The 14671-nt window shown below is 70.5% G+C and carries 12 protein-coding genes and 1 pseudogene; 11 read left to right on the top strand and 2 right to left on the bottom strand.

The window, feature by feature from the left end:
- Positions 1-126 precede the first annotated feature (126 nt).
- Positions 127-1143 (bottom strand): DUF6215 domain-containing protein, encoded by a 1017-nt coding sequence (locus tag IE267_RS11205; protein ID WP_167151540.1) that lies wholly within the window; start codon positions 1141-1143, stop codon positions 127-129.
- A gap of 489 nt (positions 1144-1632) precedes the next feature.
- Between IE267_RS11205 and IE267_RS11200 the strand changes: the two genes are divergently transcribed.
- The 10 genes and pseudogenes from IE267_RS11200 (at position 1633) to IE267_RS11155 (ending at position 12771) form a co-directional block, all read left to right on the top strand.
- On the top strand, positions 1633-2592 hold the full coding sequence (locus tag IE267_RS11200) for a threonine/serine dehydratase family protein (protein WP_167155877.1): 960 nt from the start codon (positions 1633-1635) through the stop codon (positions 2590-2592).
- Between the two features lie 276 nt (positions 2593-2868).
- On the top strand, positions 2869-3315 hold the full coding sequence (locus tag IE267_RS11195; RefSeq protein ID WP_189763081.1) for a hypothetical protein: 447 nt from the start codon (positions 2869-2871) through the stop codon (positions 3313-3315).
- Between the two features lie 950 nt (positions 3316-4265).
- A complete protein-coding gene (locus IE267_RS11190) occupies positions 4266-4541 on the top strand; it encodes a hypothetical protein (RefSeq protein WP_167151536.1) in 276 nt (91 codons plus the stop codon).
- A 39-nt stretch (positions 4542-4580) separates the two neighbouring features.
- Positions 4581-5549: pseudogene (locus IE267_RS11185) on the top strand (NAD(P)-dependent oxidoreductase); the annotation flags it as partial.
- Positions 5550-5554: 5 nt separating this feature from the next.
- Complete coding sequence (locus IE267_RS11180) at positions 5555-6895, top strand: lysine N(6)-hydroxylase/L-ornithine N(5)-oxygenase family protein (RefSeq protein WP_189763079.1); 1341 nt, start codon at positions 5555-5557, stop codon at positions 6893-6895.
- On the top strand, positions 6892-8235 hold the full coding sequence (locus IE267_RS11175; protein ID WP_189763078.1) for an APC family permease: 1344 nt from the start codon (positions 6892-6894) through the stop codon (positions 8233-8235). Before IE267_RS11180 ends, IE267_RS11175 begins: the two co-directional genes overlap by 4 nt.
- Positions 8232-8600, top strand: a complete 369-nt coding sequence (locus IE267_RS11170; RefSeq protein ID WP_161257185.1) for a cupin domain-containing protein — start codon at positions 8232-8234, stop codon at positions 8598-8600. Before IE267_RS11175 ends, IE267_RS11170 begins: the two co-directional genes overlap by 4 nt.
- On the top strand, positions 8597-10189 hold the full coding sequence (locus tag IE267_RS11165) for a class I tRNA ligase family protein (protein ID WP_189763077.1): 1593 nt from the start codon (positions 8597-8599) through the stop codon (positions 10187-10189). The genes IE267_RS11170 and IE267_RS11165 overlap by 4 nt, the downstream gene beginning before the upstream one ends.
- Complete coding sequence (locus tag IE267_RS11160; protein ID WP_189763076.1) at positions 10182-12209, top strand: FAD-dependent oxidoreductase; 2028 nt, start codon at positions 10182-10184, stop codon at positions 12207-12209. The genes IE267_RS11165 and IE267_RS11160 overlap by 8 nt, the downstream gene beginning before the upstream one ends.
- 106 nt (positions 12210-12315) lie before the next feature.
- Complete coding sequence (locus tag IE267_RS11155; protein WP_189763075.1) at positions 12316-12771, top strand: GNAT family N-acetyltransferase; 456 nt, start codon at positions 12316-12318, stop codon at positions 12769-12771.
- 22 nt (positions 12772-12793) lie between these two features.
- Here IE267_RS11155 and IE267_RS11150 read toward each other — a convergent pair whose 3' ends face one another.
- Complete coding sequence (locus IE267_RS11150; protein WP_161255586.1) at positions 12794-13840, bottom strand: LuxR C-terminal-related transcriptional regulator; 1047 nt, start codon at positions 13838-13840, stop codon at positions 12794-12796.
- A 169-nt stretch (positions 13841-14009) separates the two neighbouring features.
- On the opposite strand from IE267_RS11150, the gene IE267_RS11145 reads away from it, so the two are divergent.
- Positions 14010-14639 carry a LysE family translocator gene (locus IE267_RS11145; RefSeq protein ID WP_161255583.1) on the top strand — a complete coding sequence of 210 codons (630 nt, stop codon included), beginning with the start codon at positions 14010-14012 and terminating at the stop codon, positions 14637-14639.
- Positions 14640-14671: the final 32 nt, after the last annotated feature.

The following is a 14671-nucleotide window of genomic DNA, read 5'->3' as shown; positions in this document are numbered from 1 at the left end:
CGATATACCCCCCGACCTGACGCCCATCACCAGCACGGGATCTCTGGAGGCCTGCCTCCTGCGGCCGAGCGTCACCACTACGGCCGGAGCCGGGACGCCTCAGCTGCTTGAAGTACGGCCGATGGTTCAGCGGGCTGCTCGTTCGGGGAGCGTGGGCAGGATCTTCTCGGCAATTCCGATGAGAGCGCCGTCGTCCGGGAGGGTGCCGAAGGTGCTCCACACCGTGACCTCGTAGTAGCCGCCCCGGTCCATCGGGTCCAGGGCCACGGCCAGTGTCCGGGCCAGGGGCCCTTGTTCGACGGGTCTGGGAGATCCCCCGTCTCCGAGGCCGATTCTGATCTCCATGGTGTGATCCGAGTAGAGGACCGAGGGCCGTCCAAGCGCCTTGAGCGTCTTGATGTTGGTCTCGTTGCCGAACTCCATCAACTTCACGTACCGGTCCATCGGCATCTTGTTGTAGGTGGCCGAGAGGTTCACGGTGTACGTCTTGAACCTGACCTCGGCCTCCGGCTGGGCGACCTTCTCGCCCGTCAGGGGAGCGGTGTTGTTCGTACCTGAGGCCGAGGTCGCGATCTCCCCTGGCGTGCCCAGGAGTTGCGCCAGGTCGGGACGGTTGAGTGCCTTGCACAGCTCGTCGCCGGTCGCGGCCCGGGAGGTCTCCGTGTATGCCTTCGGCAGCTCCGTGTGCTTCTCGGCCGGGCATGATGCAGCCTTCGGCGTGCTGTCACCGGCACCGTCGCTCTGTAGGTGGGAGGACGCCCACACGGCGCCCACGAGCGCCCCGACCACGGCCACGGCCGCGATGGCCTGGCCCCACGCGTTGGGCTCCTTCTCCGGAGCGGACGGGACCGGCAGCGGGGCCGGTTCGGCCTGTGCGTGAGGGGCGGGATCAGCTGCCGTCCCGTCTGCGGGGGTAGTCGTAAGGTTCTGCCGCCCGAGGGTGCGGCGAGCGCGCAGAGCAACCCGCACCGTATGAATGCGTATCGCGGTAAAGACGAGGAACACCAGCCCGAGACCTGCCGCGACCTTGTCATGGTCGTCGAAGGCGAGGTACATGATGCGAACGCCGAGAACGGATCCGAGCACGATGAGCAGTGGTTCGCGGACCCAGAAGGGCAGGAGACGGAGAAGGAAGCCGAGCATCTGGTGATCTCACCATGACGTGATCATGCCCGCCGTGGTGGAAGCCACAATTCCAGGCGCGTACCCAGGCCACACCCGCGGTCGCCTCTCGGCAGAGCAGGGACCTGCCCGGTTCGGTCTGGAAGTGCTGTTCCTCAACACCCGCCTCCGGCCCCGCAGTTGTGTTGCTGTCGACGGGTGCAGCAGGCCGTCCGCGGGGTGCCCCTGCCGGGCTACTTCCCGTCCACCTCCGCGAGGGTGTGAGCCACAAGCGCGTTGGCATGGCCGTGCCCCGGGCCGTTCTCACCGTTCCCGCAGGGCAGTGCCGGGCGGACGTGGGTGTCATGTCCAGCGGCGCGGCGGCGGACGAGCTGCGGAGGAACCGGGGGAACCAACGCTGATCTGGGGGTTTGCCCTCGCTTGCGGAGAAGTGCGTGCGCGGCGTACACCTTGGAGTCACTTGTACCGCGGTCGACCGGCCGTGGGCGTGTTGTGACGGAGGCGAATGTGCTGATCAATGTCGCGGACGTGGAAGCCGCGGCCGAGCGGATCGCCGGGCATGTCATTCGGACCCCTACGGTGCCGAGCCCCGGGCTGTCCGCGTTCCTGGGTGCGCAGGTCACCGCGAAACTGGAACTGCTGCAGCACACCGGCTCCTTCAAAGCACGCGGCGCGACGGCGAAGCTGCTCTCGCTCGGCGAGGCCGAACGCGCCGCCGGTGTCGTGGCGGTGAGCGGTGGCAACCATGGCATCGCCGTGGCGGTCATGGCCGGAGCACTGGACATCAAGGCGACCGTCGTCATGCCCCGGTCCGCCCCGCGCCGCGCCGTGCGGATCGCCGAGGCCGCCGGAGCCAACGTCATCGTCGCCGACGCCATGGACGGCGCGTTCGCCCTCGCGGAGGAACTCCGGACCGAGGGGCTCACCCTGGTCCATCCCTTTGACGACCCCGTCGTCATCGCGGCCCAGGGCACGGTCGGCCTGGAGTTCGCCGAGGATGCCGGGGAGCTCACTGACGTACTCGTCAGCATCGGCGGCGGGGCCTTGATCTCCGGGGTCGCCACCGCCCTGCGCGCGCGTCGCCCGGGCGTACGGATCTGGGGCGTGGAGACCGAAGGCGCGCGAGCCATGTCGGAGGCCCTGGCCGCCGGTGGGCCGGTGCCGGTCCAACTGTCCTCGATCGTCTCGACGTTGAGCGCCCCGAGCGCTTCGCAGCTCACCTACGGCCACGTTTCCGCGTTGGTCACCGAGGTCCTCACCGTGACCGATGCCGAGGCCGTGCAGGGCACCCTCGACCTCGCCGACCACGCGAAGGTCTGGGCCGAGCCCGCCGCCGGCTGTCTGGTGCCCGCGGCACGCCAGGTGCTGGAACGCGTGGGCGAGGGGGCCAGGATCGGCCTGGTCGTCTGCGGTGGCAATGCGTCGGCCTCCGATGTGACTGCCTGGGCCGAGCGGTTCGGCCTTGGCTGACGGGGGGACGGGCGGGCGCAGGTTGTCGTCGGCGGTGACCCTGTGGTTCCCGTTGGGTGGCGCCGTACGCGTGGGTCATTGGTCCGTCCCTCCGGGCCCCGGAGTGGTTGCCCGTTGGTAGACCTCCGCGGACGGCTCACATACTGGTCCGACCGTCCCTCGACGCCCCGCGGAGCATGAGGTGACTCGAAGCCCCTTGATCTGATGGCCACATGGGGCCTGCGTGGGGGAGGGGTGACGGAGGGGTGACGGTGTCGGTATGCCAGAGTGATCCATATGGTTCTTCTTGGTCAGGCACCGCACTACACCGCCCATAAGGGTCCCTCCCGTCGGAATCTCCTGCTGGCCCTCGCAGTTGGCCTCGCCGTCTGCCTCGGCATCGGAGCCGTGGCCGTGTCGGCCTTCAACGACAAGCCGCTGTTCAACGAGGACGTGGCCTATGAAGGCGGATACGTGGTCGCCCTCGCCGGTATGAAAGCGGACCCCACGGGAGGCACGCAGGGCTTCCTCAAGAGCGGTGGCTGCGAGCAGTGGCGTCGCGAACAGGGCGGCCCCAAGGCCGCGGCCTCCCCTGAGCGCTGGCTCCAGGGCTGCCGGGACGCGGCCGACGACGGCGACTGCCGGGACGGGCAGGCCGTCGCCAAGCCCAAGGGTTCCACCGGGATCCGGGGACTCGTCTGTGACAGCGGTAAGGGCGTCAGGAAGCCCGTCGCGGGCTCCTAGCCGGAGGCGGCGCGTTCGCCCGAGACATCCCGTCCCGCGACGCCGTGGTTTGGCTCCCGCGCCGCACCGGCGCCCCCCGCTGTCATCCGGCTCGCGCCTGCCCGCCCGTCGCGCTGCCCGGTATCTCTTGGATCGATGCCCGGGCCTACCCGCCTTGACGCATTGACAGCGGCCCTCGACACAGGCTGGGGCGCGGCGATGTCGAAGCGATCGCTGCCGCGAGGCGAATTGTTCAGAGAACTTTCATGTGAAACGGATTGGCGTCCAGTATTCGGACGGCTCCTGAAGAATCACGTCGGGCGCTCCTTGTGATCGCCGGATGGACGGAAGTATTTGGCTGCCCGCCACCCTCGTGCCTTCTGGCGGATGTTTCTCCGTGCGGGATGGTGCGGGCAGTCCATGGCCAAGGTGGGAACAGGCCGAAGCGCATGACGTGTTGGCTCGGTCGAACGTCTCGTGGCCCCGCGCGGGGGACGAGCCCGGCGGACCGCTTGGCCGGCCTGTGGTCCCGAACGCCCTGGTCCGGCTCCAGTGCCGCCGGGTGAAGCGAAGCGGGAGTCCGGGACCGCCCCCGCCTGACGGAGGCCTCCGTGCGACGGCGCTGACGTGGGTCTCGTTGTTCCTGACCCCGCAGACGCCCCACCCGGTCACCAGCCTCCGTCGGCGGGCTCGGGACACGTACCCGGATCGGTGTCGATGCCCGGACGCCGCCACCTACCGTGCTCGCCTCCGGCGCCCGGCCCGCACCTCGGCCTGCCCGGAGCGGACGACCCATCGGAGCCGGTGATCCATCAGATCTCCCGGCGCCCCGGGGGTGGCGCAGAGGAATTCCCCTATCGTCGTTCGCGGGCTGAAGAATCTATTGTCTGCGGCCAGTTGAGCCGCCGCGCGGCCGCAATGAGTGCGACACGCCGTATCTCTCCGTCTGACTGCATTGTCTCGTTTCATCCATGCATCGCAATATGCATTTTCGCATTACGACACATGCTCATGCTTTTGATGTGGCGCCGGCCCAACGAGCATGGAGGAGTCGTGAAGACGCGTTGCCGCTGATTTATCGAATGGAACAAGAAATGAAGAAGGCTCTCGTAGCTTTTGTGTCCACCCTCGCTCTCTCTTCTGCCCTGATCGGCCTCGCTCACACCACGCCGGCGTCGTCCGTCACGGCGGGCGGCACGACCACCACCGCCGAGATCCCCAGCAAGCGTGACCTGGGCTGGGGCTGACACATCCGAGCAGGACCGCGCGAGGAGAAGGATTTCCAGATGTCGCAGAAGCACCTTCCTGTAGTTCTCATCGCCGAGCAGCTGAGCGAGGCGACGATCAGCGCACTCGGCCCCGGCTTCACGGTCCGGTCGTGTGACGGAGCCGACCGCAACCGGCTCCTCGCCGCGGTCGCCGACGCCGACGCGCTGCTGGTGCGCTCCGCCACCAAGGTGGATGCCGAAGTCCTCGCGGCCGCACCGTCGTTGAAGATAGTCGCGCGCGCGGGCGTCGGCCTGGACAACGTCGACGTGCCCGCCGCCACGGCGGCCGGTGTCCTCGTGGTCAACGCGCCCACGTCCAACATCGTGAGCGCCGCGGAACTCGCCGTCGGCCTGCTGCTTGCCTCGGCTCGCCACATCGCTGCGGCCAACTCCGCTCTCAAGGGCGGCCGTTGGGCCCGATCCCAGTACGGTGGCATCGAACTCGCGGGCAAGACCGTCGGCATCGTGGGCCTGGGCCGGATCGGCGCGCTCGTGGCCCAGCGCCTGTCCGGCTTCGACGTGAACCTCGTCGCCTACGACCCGTACGCGAAGCCGGAGCGTGCCGCCGAGCTCGGCGTGGAACTGCTCCCGCTCGACGGCCTGCTGGCGGCCTCGGACTTCATCACGGTGCACCTGCCCCGGACCGCCGAGACCGTCGGCCTGATCGGCGAGGAGGCGCTGCGCAAGGTCAAGCCGACCGTGCGGATCATCAACGCCGCCCGCGGCGGCATCGTCGACGAGGCCGCCCTGGCGCTCGCCCTCAAGGAAGGCCGCGTCGGCGGCGCCGGCATCGACGTTTTCGAGTTCGAGCCGACCACCGCGTCCCCCCTCTTCGACTTCGACTCCGTCGTCGTCACCCCGCACCTGGGCGCCTCCACCGCCGAGGCCCAGGAGAAGGCCGGCGTCTCGGTGGCGGAGTCGGTGCGCCTGGCGTTCGCCGGCGAGCCGGTGCCGGACGCGGTCAACGGCACGTCGTTGGAAGACATCGGCCGATGAGTCCATCGCCCGCGCCCGTCGACGCGACACCGGTGCACGACCTCGTGGGCATCGGCTTCGGCCCGTCCAACCTCGCGCTCGCGGTCGCGGTGCGCGAGCACAACGAGACGGCGGCCCCGCACGAGCGGCTCACCCCCGTGTTCGTTGAACGACAGCGCGCCTTCGGCTGGCACCGAGGCATGCTGATCGAAGGCGCGACCATGCAGGTCTCCTTCCTCAAGGACCTGGCGACCATGCGCAATCCGGTCAGCCGCCACAGCTTCCTGTCGTATCTGCAGGACAAGGGCCGACTGGTCGACTTCATCAATCACAAGGAGTTCTTCCCGACCCGGGAAGAGTTCCACGACTACCTGTCATGGGCGGCCGCCGGCTTCGACGACCAGGTGTCCTACGGGGAGGAGGTCGTGCGGGTCGGTCTGACGGCGGACGCGGACGGCACCCCTCTGTTCGAGGTCGTCTCCCAGGACGTGTCCGACCCCGGCCGCACCACGTCCCGCTTGGCGCGGAACGTGGTCGTGGCCGTGGGCCTGACCCCGTACCTGCCGGACGGGGTCACCGAGTCGAAGCGGATCTGGCACAGCGGCAACCTGCTGCACGAACTGGACCGGCACGAGACGGGCCGGGCCCGCCGGTTCGTGGTCGTCGGCGCGGGGCAGAGCGCCGCCGAGATCGCCGAGTACCTGCACCGCAGCCACCCCGGGGCCGAACTGTGCGCGGTGTTCAGCCGGTACGGCTACAGCCCGTCCGACGACAGCCCGTACGCCAACCGGATTTTCGACCCGGAGGCCGTCGACGTCTACTACGAGGCCGACGACGCCCTGAAGCGGCGCCTGATGGGCTATCACCGCAACACCAACTACGCGGTGGCGGACCTGGACCTGATCGAGGAGCTCTACCGGCGGGCGTATCAGGAGAAGGTGCGCGGCGAGGAGAGACTGCGCATCCTCAACGTCTCGCGGGTGGTGCGCGCCGAGGACCTCGGCGACCAGGTCACGGTGACCGTCGAGCACCTGCCGTCCGGCAGCACCGAGCGGTTCGAGGCCGACGCCGTGGTCTACGCGACCGGATACCGGCCCACCGACCTGCGCGGTCTGCTGTCCGGCCTGGAGTCCGCGTACGAGTGGGACGCGGACGGCCGGCCGCTCCTGGACCGGGACTACCGCATGCGCGGTGTCGGATCCGTACCCGGCGGCCTGTTCCTGCAGGGCGGCACGGAGCACACCCACGGCATCACCAGCTCACTGCTGTCCCTGGCGGCGGTGCGGGCCGGGGAGATCCTGGACTCCGTGCTCGCCGGGCGACCGGCCCCGGGCCGGGACGCGGCCGCGAACCGGTGAGCGCCATCGGCCGCAGCCCGGTGGACCCGTCGGGCATCGAGCCGGTGACCGGACCGGTGGGCGGGGATCGGCCCCCGCCCGCCGGGATCGGCACCCGCGGGCTGATCGTCTTCTACATCACGAGCCTGATCGGGGCCGGTGTCCTGGGCGTGCCCAGCGTCACCGCCTCCATCGCCGGTCCCGCCTCGCTGCTGTCCTGGGCGGTCCTCGCCTTCGCCTCGTACCCGATCGCCGTCCTGTTCGCGGAGATGTCCGCCCGGCACGTCGACGCGTCCGGGATCAGCGCGCTGGTCCGCAGCGGGCTCGGACACCGGGCCGCCGACACGGCCAACACCCTGCTCGTGCTGGTCTACACGTTCGGCAACCCGGTCATGGGCGTCATCTCCGCCCGGTACTTCTGCCACCTGACCGGCATCGACGACCAATGGGTGATGTACCTGGCCATCGGGTTCATGCTCGTCTCGGTCGCCTTCAACCGGCTCGGCATCACCATGGGCGCGCGAATCCAGAACGCCGCCCTCGTGGTGCTCCTCGCATGCCTGGGCGGCGCGGTGCTTCTCGCCGTGCCGTCGATGTCAGCCGACCACTACCGGCCGTTCGCCCCGCACGGATGGACGGCGGTGGGCACGTCGTCCGTCGTCGCGTTCTTCTCGTTCCTCGGCTGGGAGAACGTCTCGTCCGTCGCGGAGGAGGTTCGCGACCCGGCGCACTCCTTCCGGCGCGCGATCCGGTTCGCGGTACCGGTCGTGGGCCTGATCTACCTGGCCGTGGCCGCCGCCTACTTGGCGGTCGACCACGGTGACGGGACGGTCGTGATGTCGGCGCTGCTCGGCCCGGATCTCGGGCGGATCTCGGGCACCCTCGGCGACCTCCTCGCCCTGTTGATCGTGATGGTCGCCACCAACGCCTGGGTGCTCGGCGCCTCCCGGCTGTCGCTCGCGGCGGCCCGTCAGGGCCTGCTGCCCGGCCGGCTCGCCCGCACCGATCCACGGACCGGCGCGCCCGGCCGGATGCTGCTCGCGCTCGCCGTCGGCTACACCGCGGTCCTGGCCACCATGGGCGCGCTCGATGTCAACGAGGACCGCATCGTCGTACTGACCAGCGCCGTCTTCCTCCTTCTGTACGTCGCCGCGGCCATTGCCGCACTGCGCGACCGGCCCACCCCCGCGATGCGCCGCAGCGCCTGGGCCACCGGTGCCATCGCGTTGGTCTTCCTGCCGTTCACCGGCTCCGCGCTGCCCGTCGCCGCTCTGCTGGCCCTCGGGGCGTTCCTCGCCACCGGGGTGCTGGCCCGGCGCCGCGGGCGGACCGTGCCGCTCCCTTCTGATGAGGTCAAGTGATCACCAAAATCCGGATCGACGAGTCCACCGCGGCGGCCGAGTTCGGCATGCGCTGCCAGCGGCTCATCCCCTGGTCGGCGGAGGCCGAGGAGCCCCCGGCCGGGGCCATGGCGTGCTTCCTGCCGGCCGGGTCGAGCTCGGCGCCCGACTGCCACGACCAGGACGAGGTGATGATCGTCCTGTCCGGCTCGGGGAGCGTGGAGCTGAGCGGGGAGTCCACCCCGGTCGGCCCGGGCGAGCTCGTGGTGCTTCCGCGCAACGAGGAACACATCGTCCACAACCCGGCCTCCGCCGACGGAGCGACACTGACCTGGGTGTCCGTCTACTGGCCGCTGCACGAGCCGAAGCCGGGGGCGGCCGCGTGAGCGCCCCTGTGTGGATCACGGCCACCCCGCCGACGCCCAACGGCGACCTGCACGTGGGCCACATCGCCGGCCCGTACGTGGCCGGGGACGTGCTCAGCCGGTTCCTGCGGGCCGAAGCCCTCGACGTCCTCTACACGACCGGCCTCGACGACCACCAGAGCTACGTCCAGGTCCGGGGCCTCAAGGACGGCGGCAAGCCCGCCGAGGACGTGGCCGACGGCTACGGCGACTCGGTCGTACGGACCTGGCGGGCGGCCTCGGTCTCCTTCGACCGCATCGTGCGGCCCCGTTGGGACGCCGGATACGAGCAGAGCGTCCAGGCATTCCTGCGGCGCCTGTGGGACGACGGCCACATCCGGGCCAAGGTGACGGACCTGCCGTACTGCGAGCCCTGCGAGCGCTGGCTCTACGAGGCGTACGTCGTCGGCGGGTGCCCCCACTGCGGCGCCGCGTCCAACGGCAACGCGTGCGAGCCGTGCGGCCGTCCCAACGACTGCGGCGACCTGGTGGACCCGCGCTGCGTGGTGTGCGAGACCCCGGCTCAACTGCGGCCCTGCGAGCGGCTGTTCTTCCCGCTGGCCCCGTACGCGCAGCGGCTCGCCGACTTCTGGGACGACGTCAAGATGCCCCCGCACCTGCGGAGCCTGTGCGAGCGGATGCTCGCCGACGGGCTGCCGGACATCGCGGTGTCCCACCCGGCCGACTGGGGAGTCCCCGTGCCGGTACCCGGCTTCGAGGACCAGCGCGTGTACGTCTGGTTCGAGATGGCGCCGGGTTACCTCCTCCAGGCCGCCGCTTCCGACGGCGATCCGGAGGCCGGCCGGCCGGTGCAGTTCTTCGGCTTCGACAACGGTTACTTCCACGCGGTGCTCTTCCCGGCCCTGTTCCTCGCGGACGGGTCCCCGGAACGGCTGCCGGCCGGCTTCGAGGTCAACGAGTTCTACCAGTTGGAGGGCAAGAAGTTCTCCACCAGCCGGCGGCACGCGATCTGGGCCGACGAGGCCCTGGAACTGGCCGGCAGCGATGTGCTGCGCTACCACGTGTGCGCCGACCGCCCGCAGGGGCGCCAGACGAGCTTCGACCTGCCCGCCCTCGAACGCAGCCGCCGTCGTCTGCACGAGCAGTGGAACGGCTGGCTCGACCGGCTGTTCGCCGACGTGCGCGACGAGTGCGCGGGCGCCGTCCCGCTGGAGGAGCCCTCGGGCGAGGGCTGGGAGCTGCTGCGCGGGCGCCTCCTGCGCATCGTGGCCGAGCTGCGCGAGGCCTACGGTCCCGCCGGCTTCGATCCCCGCAGGGCCATCGCGCTCCTGGACGAAATGGTCGCCTGCGTCACGGACTTCGCCCATGTCCACGCGCACGAGCGCGAGCGGCCCGCAGGCCGTCCGGCGCACCGGGCCGCCCTGGCAGCCCAACTCGCCGTCGCAGCCGCACTCGCGGCCTGGGCGGCGCCCGCGCTGCCGGACGGCTCGGCCCGTCTCGCCGCCGTCCTCGGCCTGGCGGCCGACCGTCCGGTGACCGCGCAGTCCCTGGCCGTCCCCCGCACCACCGGACGCCTCGCCGCCCACGAGGGGCCGGTCTTCGGTGGCTGAGCAGGTCCGGATCGCGGTCGTCGGCCCGTTCAGCGGGCCCCGGTCGGCCTGGGGCGAACTGCTGCGCCGCTCGGCGCGGCAGTTCACGGAACCGAGCCTGGTCTGGGAGCTCCACGACGACCGCGGGGACGCCGAGTCGGGCGTGCTGCGGGCGGGGGATGTCACGGACGACGGCGGATACGCGGCGGTGATCGGCCACTTCAACAGTGCCGGGGCCGAAGGCGCCCTGCCGCTGTACCGGCGGGCCGGGCTGCCCGTGGTGCTGCCGCTCGCCACGCGCCCGGGTCTCCTCGCGGGGTCCGGGGGCGGCGCGCTGCGCTGGTGCCCGGACGACCTCGGCCAACTGCGCGCCATCGCCTCGGCCGCGGCCGGTCACGGCCTCGCCCGGCTGCTCGTCGGCCACGACGACAGCGACTACGGGCGGCACCTGGCCGCGCTGTTCACCGCGCTGCCCGCGCCGCCGCTCGCGTTGTCGGCCCTGCCTTCGCCCTGGAAGCCGCGGGCGGGGGACGCTGTCGCGGTGTGCGGCACGCACGTCGGCGTGGCCGGGGTGGTGCGCGGGCTGCGCCGGGCCGGCTTCGACGGCCGGCTCTTCGCCACCGACGACTGCTCGGTGGGGGAGTTCGGCGAGCTGGTCGGCGCCGCCGGCCGGGACGTACACGTGACCCGCCTCGCGGGAGGCCCCGAGCGCAGGGTCGAGGCCGCTTTCACCGCGCTGGCCGGGGCCCTGTCCGGTGACCCGGCGGCGCGTGGCGAGCGGCTCCTCGCCCGGATTCGTGCGCACGCGGATGCCGCCTTCACCGTGGACGGTGAACTGGACGTCACCCCGGGCGCCGGCGACGGGCACGGATGGGAGATCCTGCCCGTCCGGCCCACCCGCCCCGGCACGCGGGGTGCGGGCGCGGCTCCCGCCGAAGCGGCGTCCTTCGACGTGGCGGTCGTCGGCGCGGGCGTGGTCGGCTCGGCCGTGGCCGCCGCCACCGCTGCCGCCGGAGCGAGGACCGCGCTGATCGACGCCGGTCCCGCGGTGCCCTCCGCCACTCATTGGTCGGGCGGCATCGTGCGCGCCTACGACCCGGACCCCGAGATGCGGGCCCTGGCCATCCGCAGCCACCAGCTGCTGTGGGGCCGCTCCTCCGGGCACGCGCGGCGCTACGGCTTCCGGCGCACCGGATCCCTGGTGCTGCTGGGCCCCGGCGACCTGCCGGAGGCGGTCCGGGGCGTCGTGGAGCTCCAAGCGGGCGGGATCGAGGCGGAGTTGCTCACGGTCGAAGACATCGCCGAACGCTGGCCGCAGCTGGCGGCCGGGCACGCGGCGGGCGCGGTCTGGGAGCCGGGCGGCGGCTGCGCCGACCCCCGGCTGACGACGTCCGAGTACCGCAGGCAGGCCCTCGCCACAGGTGCGCAGATCCTCGACGACACGCGCGTGGACGCCCTGGAACCGCACCCGCTCGGCGCCCTGGTGCGCCTCGACGGCTCCTCGGTCCTGGCGCACTCGGTGGTCGTCGCGGCCGGCAGCGGCACGCCCGCGCTGCTCGCCGAACGCCTCCCGGCCGGCGCGGGCACGGCGGACCCGGTGACCCGGCGCATCCGGTACGGCTACTTCGACCGCGGCGGGCGCGCCCTGCCCGCCCTGGTCGACCTGGTCACGGGGGTGTGGGGCCGGCCGATGCCCGAGGAACCGGGGGCGGGCACGCTGCTCGTGGGCCGGCCCGTGGACGAATGGGGTGTACCGCCGGGCGGTGGGACGCAGTTGACCCTGGAACAGGTCCAGTACGTACGGGACGGCGCGTCCACGGTCTGGCCGTGGTTGCGGGAGGCCCGTTGCCTGGGCGGGCGCCACGGCACCGACCTCTACCGCGACGACGGCCCGCTCCTCGGTGTCGTGCCGGGGGAGCCGTGGACCGTGGTGGCGGCCTGCTGGTCCGGGGGCGGATTCAAGACCGCGCCCGCGGCGGCGGAGTCCGCCGCGGAGAAGGTGCTGGCCAACCTCTGCCGACAGGGCAGGATTTCGGCATGAGCCGAGAGCCGTGGGCTTCCGGCATCAACCGCGTGCACAGAGTCCGTACGCGGAGAACCCGAGTGCACGGAGACCTTGTGCACAGAACAAGGACCGAGGAGTCCCGATGAGCCAATCCGTGTCCGTACGTGCCGCCACCTCGGCGGATCTTTCGGCGGTGACCGCACTGTTCCGCGGGTACCTGGACTTCTACCGGGTCGCCGTCGAGGACGGGAGCCGGCCGGAGCAGTTCCTCAAGGAGCGTCTGGAGAACGGTGATTCGCTGATCCTGCTGGCCGAGACCGGCACCGGGCCGATCGGCTTCGCCCAGATCTACCCGACGTTCTCCTCCCTGTCGATGGGGCGGGTGTGGACCCTCAACGACCTGTACGTCGAGGCCTCCGGGCGCCGTTGCGGAGCGGGCCGGGCGCTGGTGCGCTCCTGCGTGGAGCGGGCCCGCGCCGCGGGCGCGGTCGGGATCCATCTGGAGACCGCGCACGACAATGCCGATGCCCAGGCCCTGTACGAGGGCGAGGGTTTCGAGCCGGACGCGTTCGCGGCCTACTTCCTCGCCCTGGGCTGATTCGGTCCGTCCCGCTGGTGCTTCAGTCGTCCCGGCCGCTGTCGGCGTCCGGGGCGGTCACCGCCGAGGGCAGGTTCCCGTCGTATTCACGCAACAGGTACCCGGCGTGGATACGGCTTTTGGCCCCGATGCGCTCCATGATTTTGGCGATGTGGCGTTGGCAGGTGCGTACGGTCATGCCCATGCGGCGGGCGATCACCTTGTCCTGTTCACCCAGGACGAGCAGCCGGATAATGTCCTCCTTCGTCTTGTCCGAAGCGAAGATTGCCTGATCCCTGCCGTGGTCGAGCGGAAATTCTTCTGCCTGCCCCCACATGCGGTTGAAGATATCGATCAGGAATCCGGCGATATTCGGCTCCCGGATGATCAGAGCGCCCTTGGGATTGTCGCGCAGCTCGATCACCACGACCTCACGGTCGAAGGCAATCATGCGCATGAAACCGTCCCCGAGGGTTCGGACTTCCGCGCCGAGCTTGGTGACGATTTCTACATATGCAGACGTTGTCGCACTGAATTGCGCGGTGTGTTGATAAAGTGTCCGCATTTGCACTCCTCGTTCGAGCAGCTCCTCGGTGCGTCGCATCGCCTCCTGGAGCACATCCTCGGCGCGGGCCCCGCCGGGCTGCGAGGTGAGGACCTCGAAGGTGGCTTGAGCTGCGAGTTTCGTCAGCTGGTCGCGTACCGCGTCGACGCTGTGCAGCTCCTCGACGGCGGGTCGCCTCAGCCGCTGGGCGAGGCCGGCTTCGTAGACCGGGGTGAGCTCGTCGCGCAGCCGGTCGGCCGCGCCGCGCATGAGCCGCGCCCGGCGCTCGGCCGGTTCGGCCAATTCATCCGACGCGGCTTCCGGAGAGGCGGCGACGAAGTGGGTGTCGACGGAGCCCACCCCGACGAGCAGTCGGCGCTCGGCCAGGCGCTGAATGGCCGTCTCCACTTCGTGCTGCGAAAACCCCTCCAGTGCGCCCTCCCCTTCGCGCACTCCGGCATGTCTTATGGCATGGGAATACACCGCGAGCTCCACCTCGGACAGCGGCGAGAGGAGGTCTAATCCCTTAATGTTCCGTATGTCCAATTTATTCACCCCTCCTGATGTTGCCAGTGCATATAAGCACGCATGGATCGTGCCAGGTGAGGGGGGTGGCGATGCCAAGATGAGGACAACGTCCAAGGGAGTTGCGCGATGTCTCAAGCCGAAGCGAAAGCGATAACGCAAACCATCCAAGGCGTGGCCCGGTAACTTCATGGACATTCAGAGCACACTGTTCGCCTCGTTCCTCCTCGCCGCCACCGTCGTCTGCGTCACCCCCGGCCCCGACATGCTGTACGTGATGTCCTTCGGGGTGTCGCAGGGGCGGACCGGCGGCCTCGCCGCAGCCGCGGGAGTGGCCGGCGGGATGCTCGTGCACGCCGTACTCAGTTCCCTCGGGGTGGCCCTCCTCATCTCGCAGTACCCGTGGCTCATGATGGTCTTCAAGGGCGTGGGAATCTGCTACCTGACCTACCTCGGGGTATCCATCCTCCGGGACAGGTCCGACCTCTCCGTCAACGCCGACCGGTCGAAGAGCTCGTACGCCAGGATCGCGTACAAGGCCATGATCGTTAACCTGACGAACCCCAAGGTGATCGTCTTCTACGTGGCCTTCCTGCCCCAGTTCACGGCGGGTTCCTCGGGCTGGCCGGTGCCGGTCCAGATGCTCACCCTCGGGGCCGTCTTCGTCACCATCGGCTTCGCCGCCGACGCTGCCGTGGGTCTGGCGAGCGGTGCGCTCAGCGAGCGCTTCGCCCAGAGCAAGACGTTCACCCGCAGGGTCAACGTCTGCTGCGGAATCGTCATGTTCGTCCTCGCCGCGGTTCTTCTGCTCGACATCTGAGAACCGCGCCCGGCACCACACCACTCCTCCTT

The sequence above is a fragment of the Streptomyces xanthochromogenes genome (assembly GCF_014650455.1).
GTDB classification, from domain to species: Bacteria; Actinomycetota; Actinomycetes; order Streptomycetales; family Streptomycetaceae; genus Streptomyces; species Streptomyces xanthochromogenes.
This window is presented reverse-complemented; position numbering and strand designations above follow the sequence as displayed.

Bases quoted from the DNA above. Each gene is read 5' to 3' on its own strand.
- IE267_RS11155 (WP_189763075.1), top strand. From the start codon at position 12,316: ATGAGCCAATCCGTGTCCGTACGTGCCGCCACCTCGGCGGATCTTTCG.
- IE267_RS11180 (WP_189763079.1), top strand. From the start codon at position 5,555: ATGAGTCCATCGCCCGCGCCCGTCGACGCGACACCGGTGCACGACCTC.
- IE267_RS11205 (WP_167151540.1), bottom strand. From the start codon at position 1,143: ATGCTCGGCTTCCTTCTCCGTCTCCTGCCCTTCTGGGTCCGCGAACCA.
- IE267_RS11195 (WP_189763081.1), top strand. From the start codon at position 2,869: ATGGTTCTTCTTGGTCAGGCACCGCACTACACCGCCCATAAGGGTCCC.
- IE267_RS11190 (WP_167151536.1), top strand. From the start codon at position 4,266: ATGCATCGCAATATGCATTTTCGCATTACGACACATGCTCATGCTTTT.
- IE267_RS11145 (WP_161255583.1), top strand. From the start codon at position 14,010: ATGGACATTCAGAGCACACTGTTCGCCTCGTTCCTCCTCGCCGCCACC.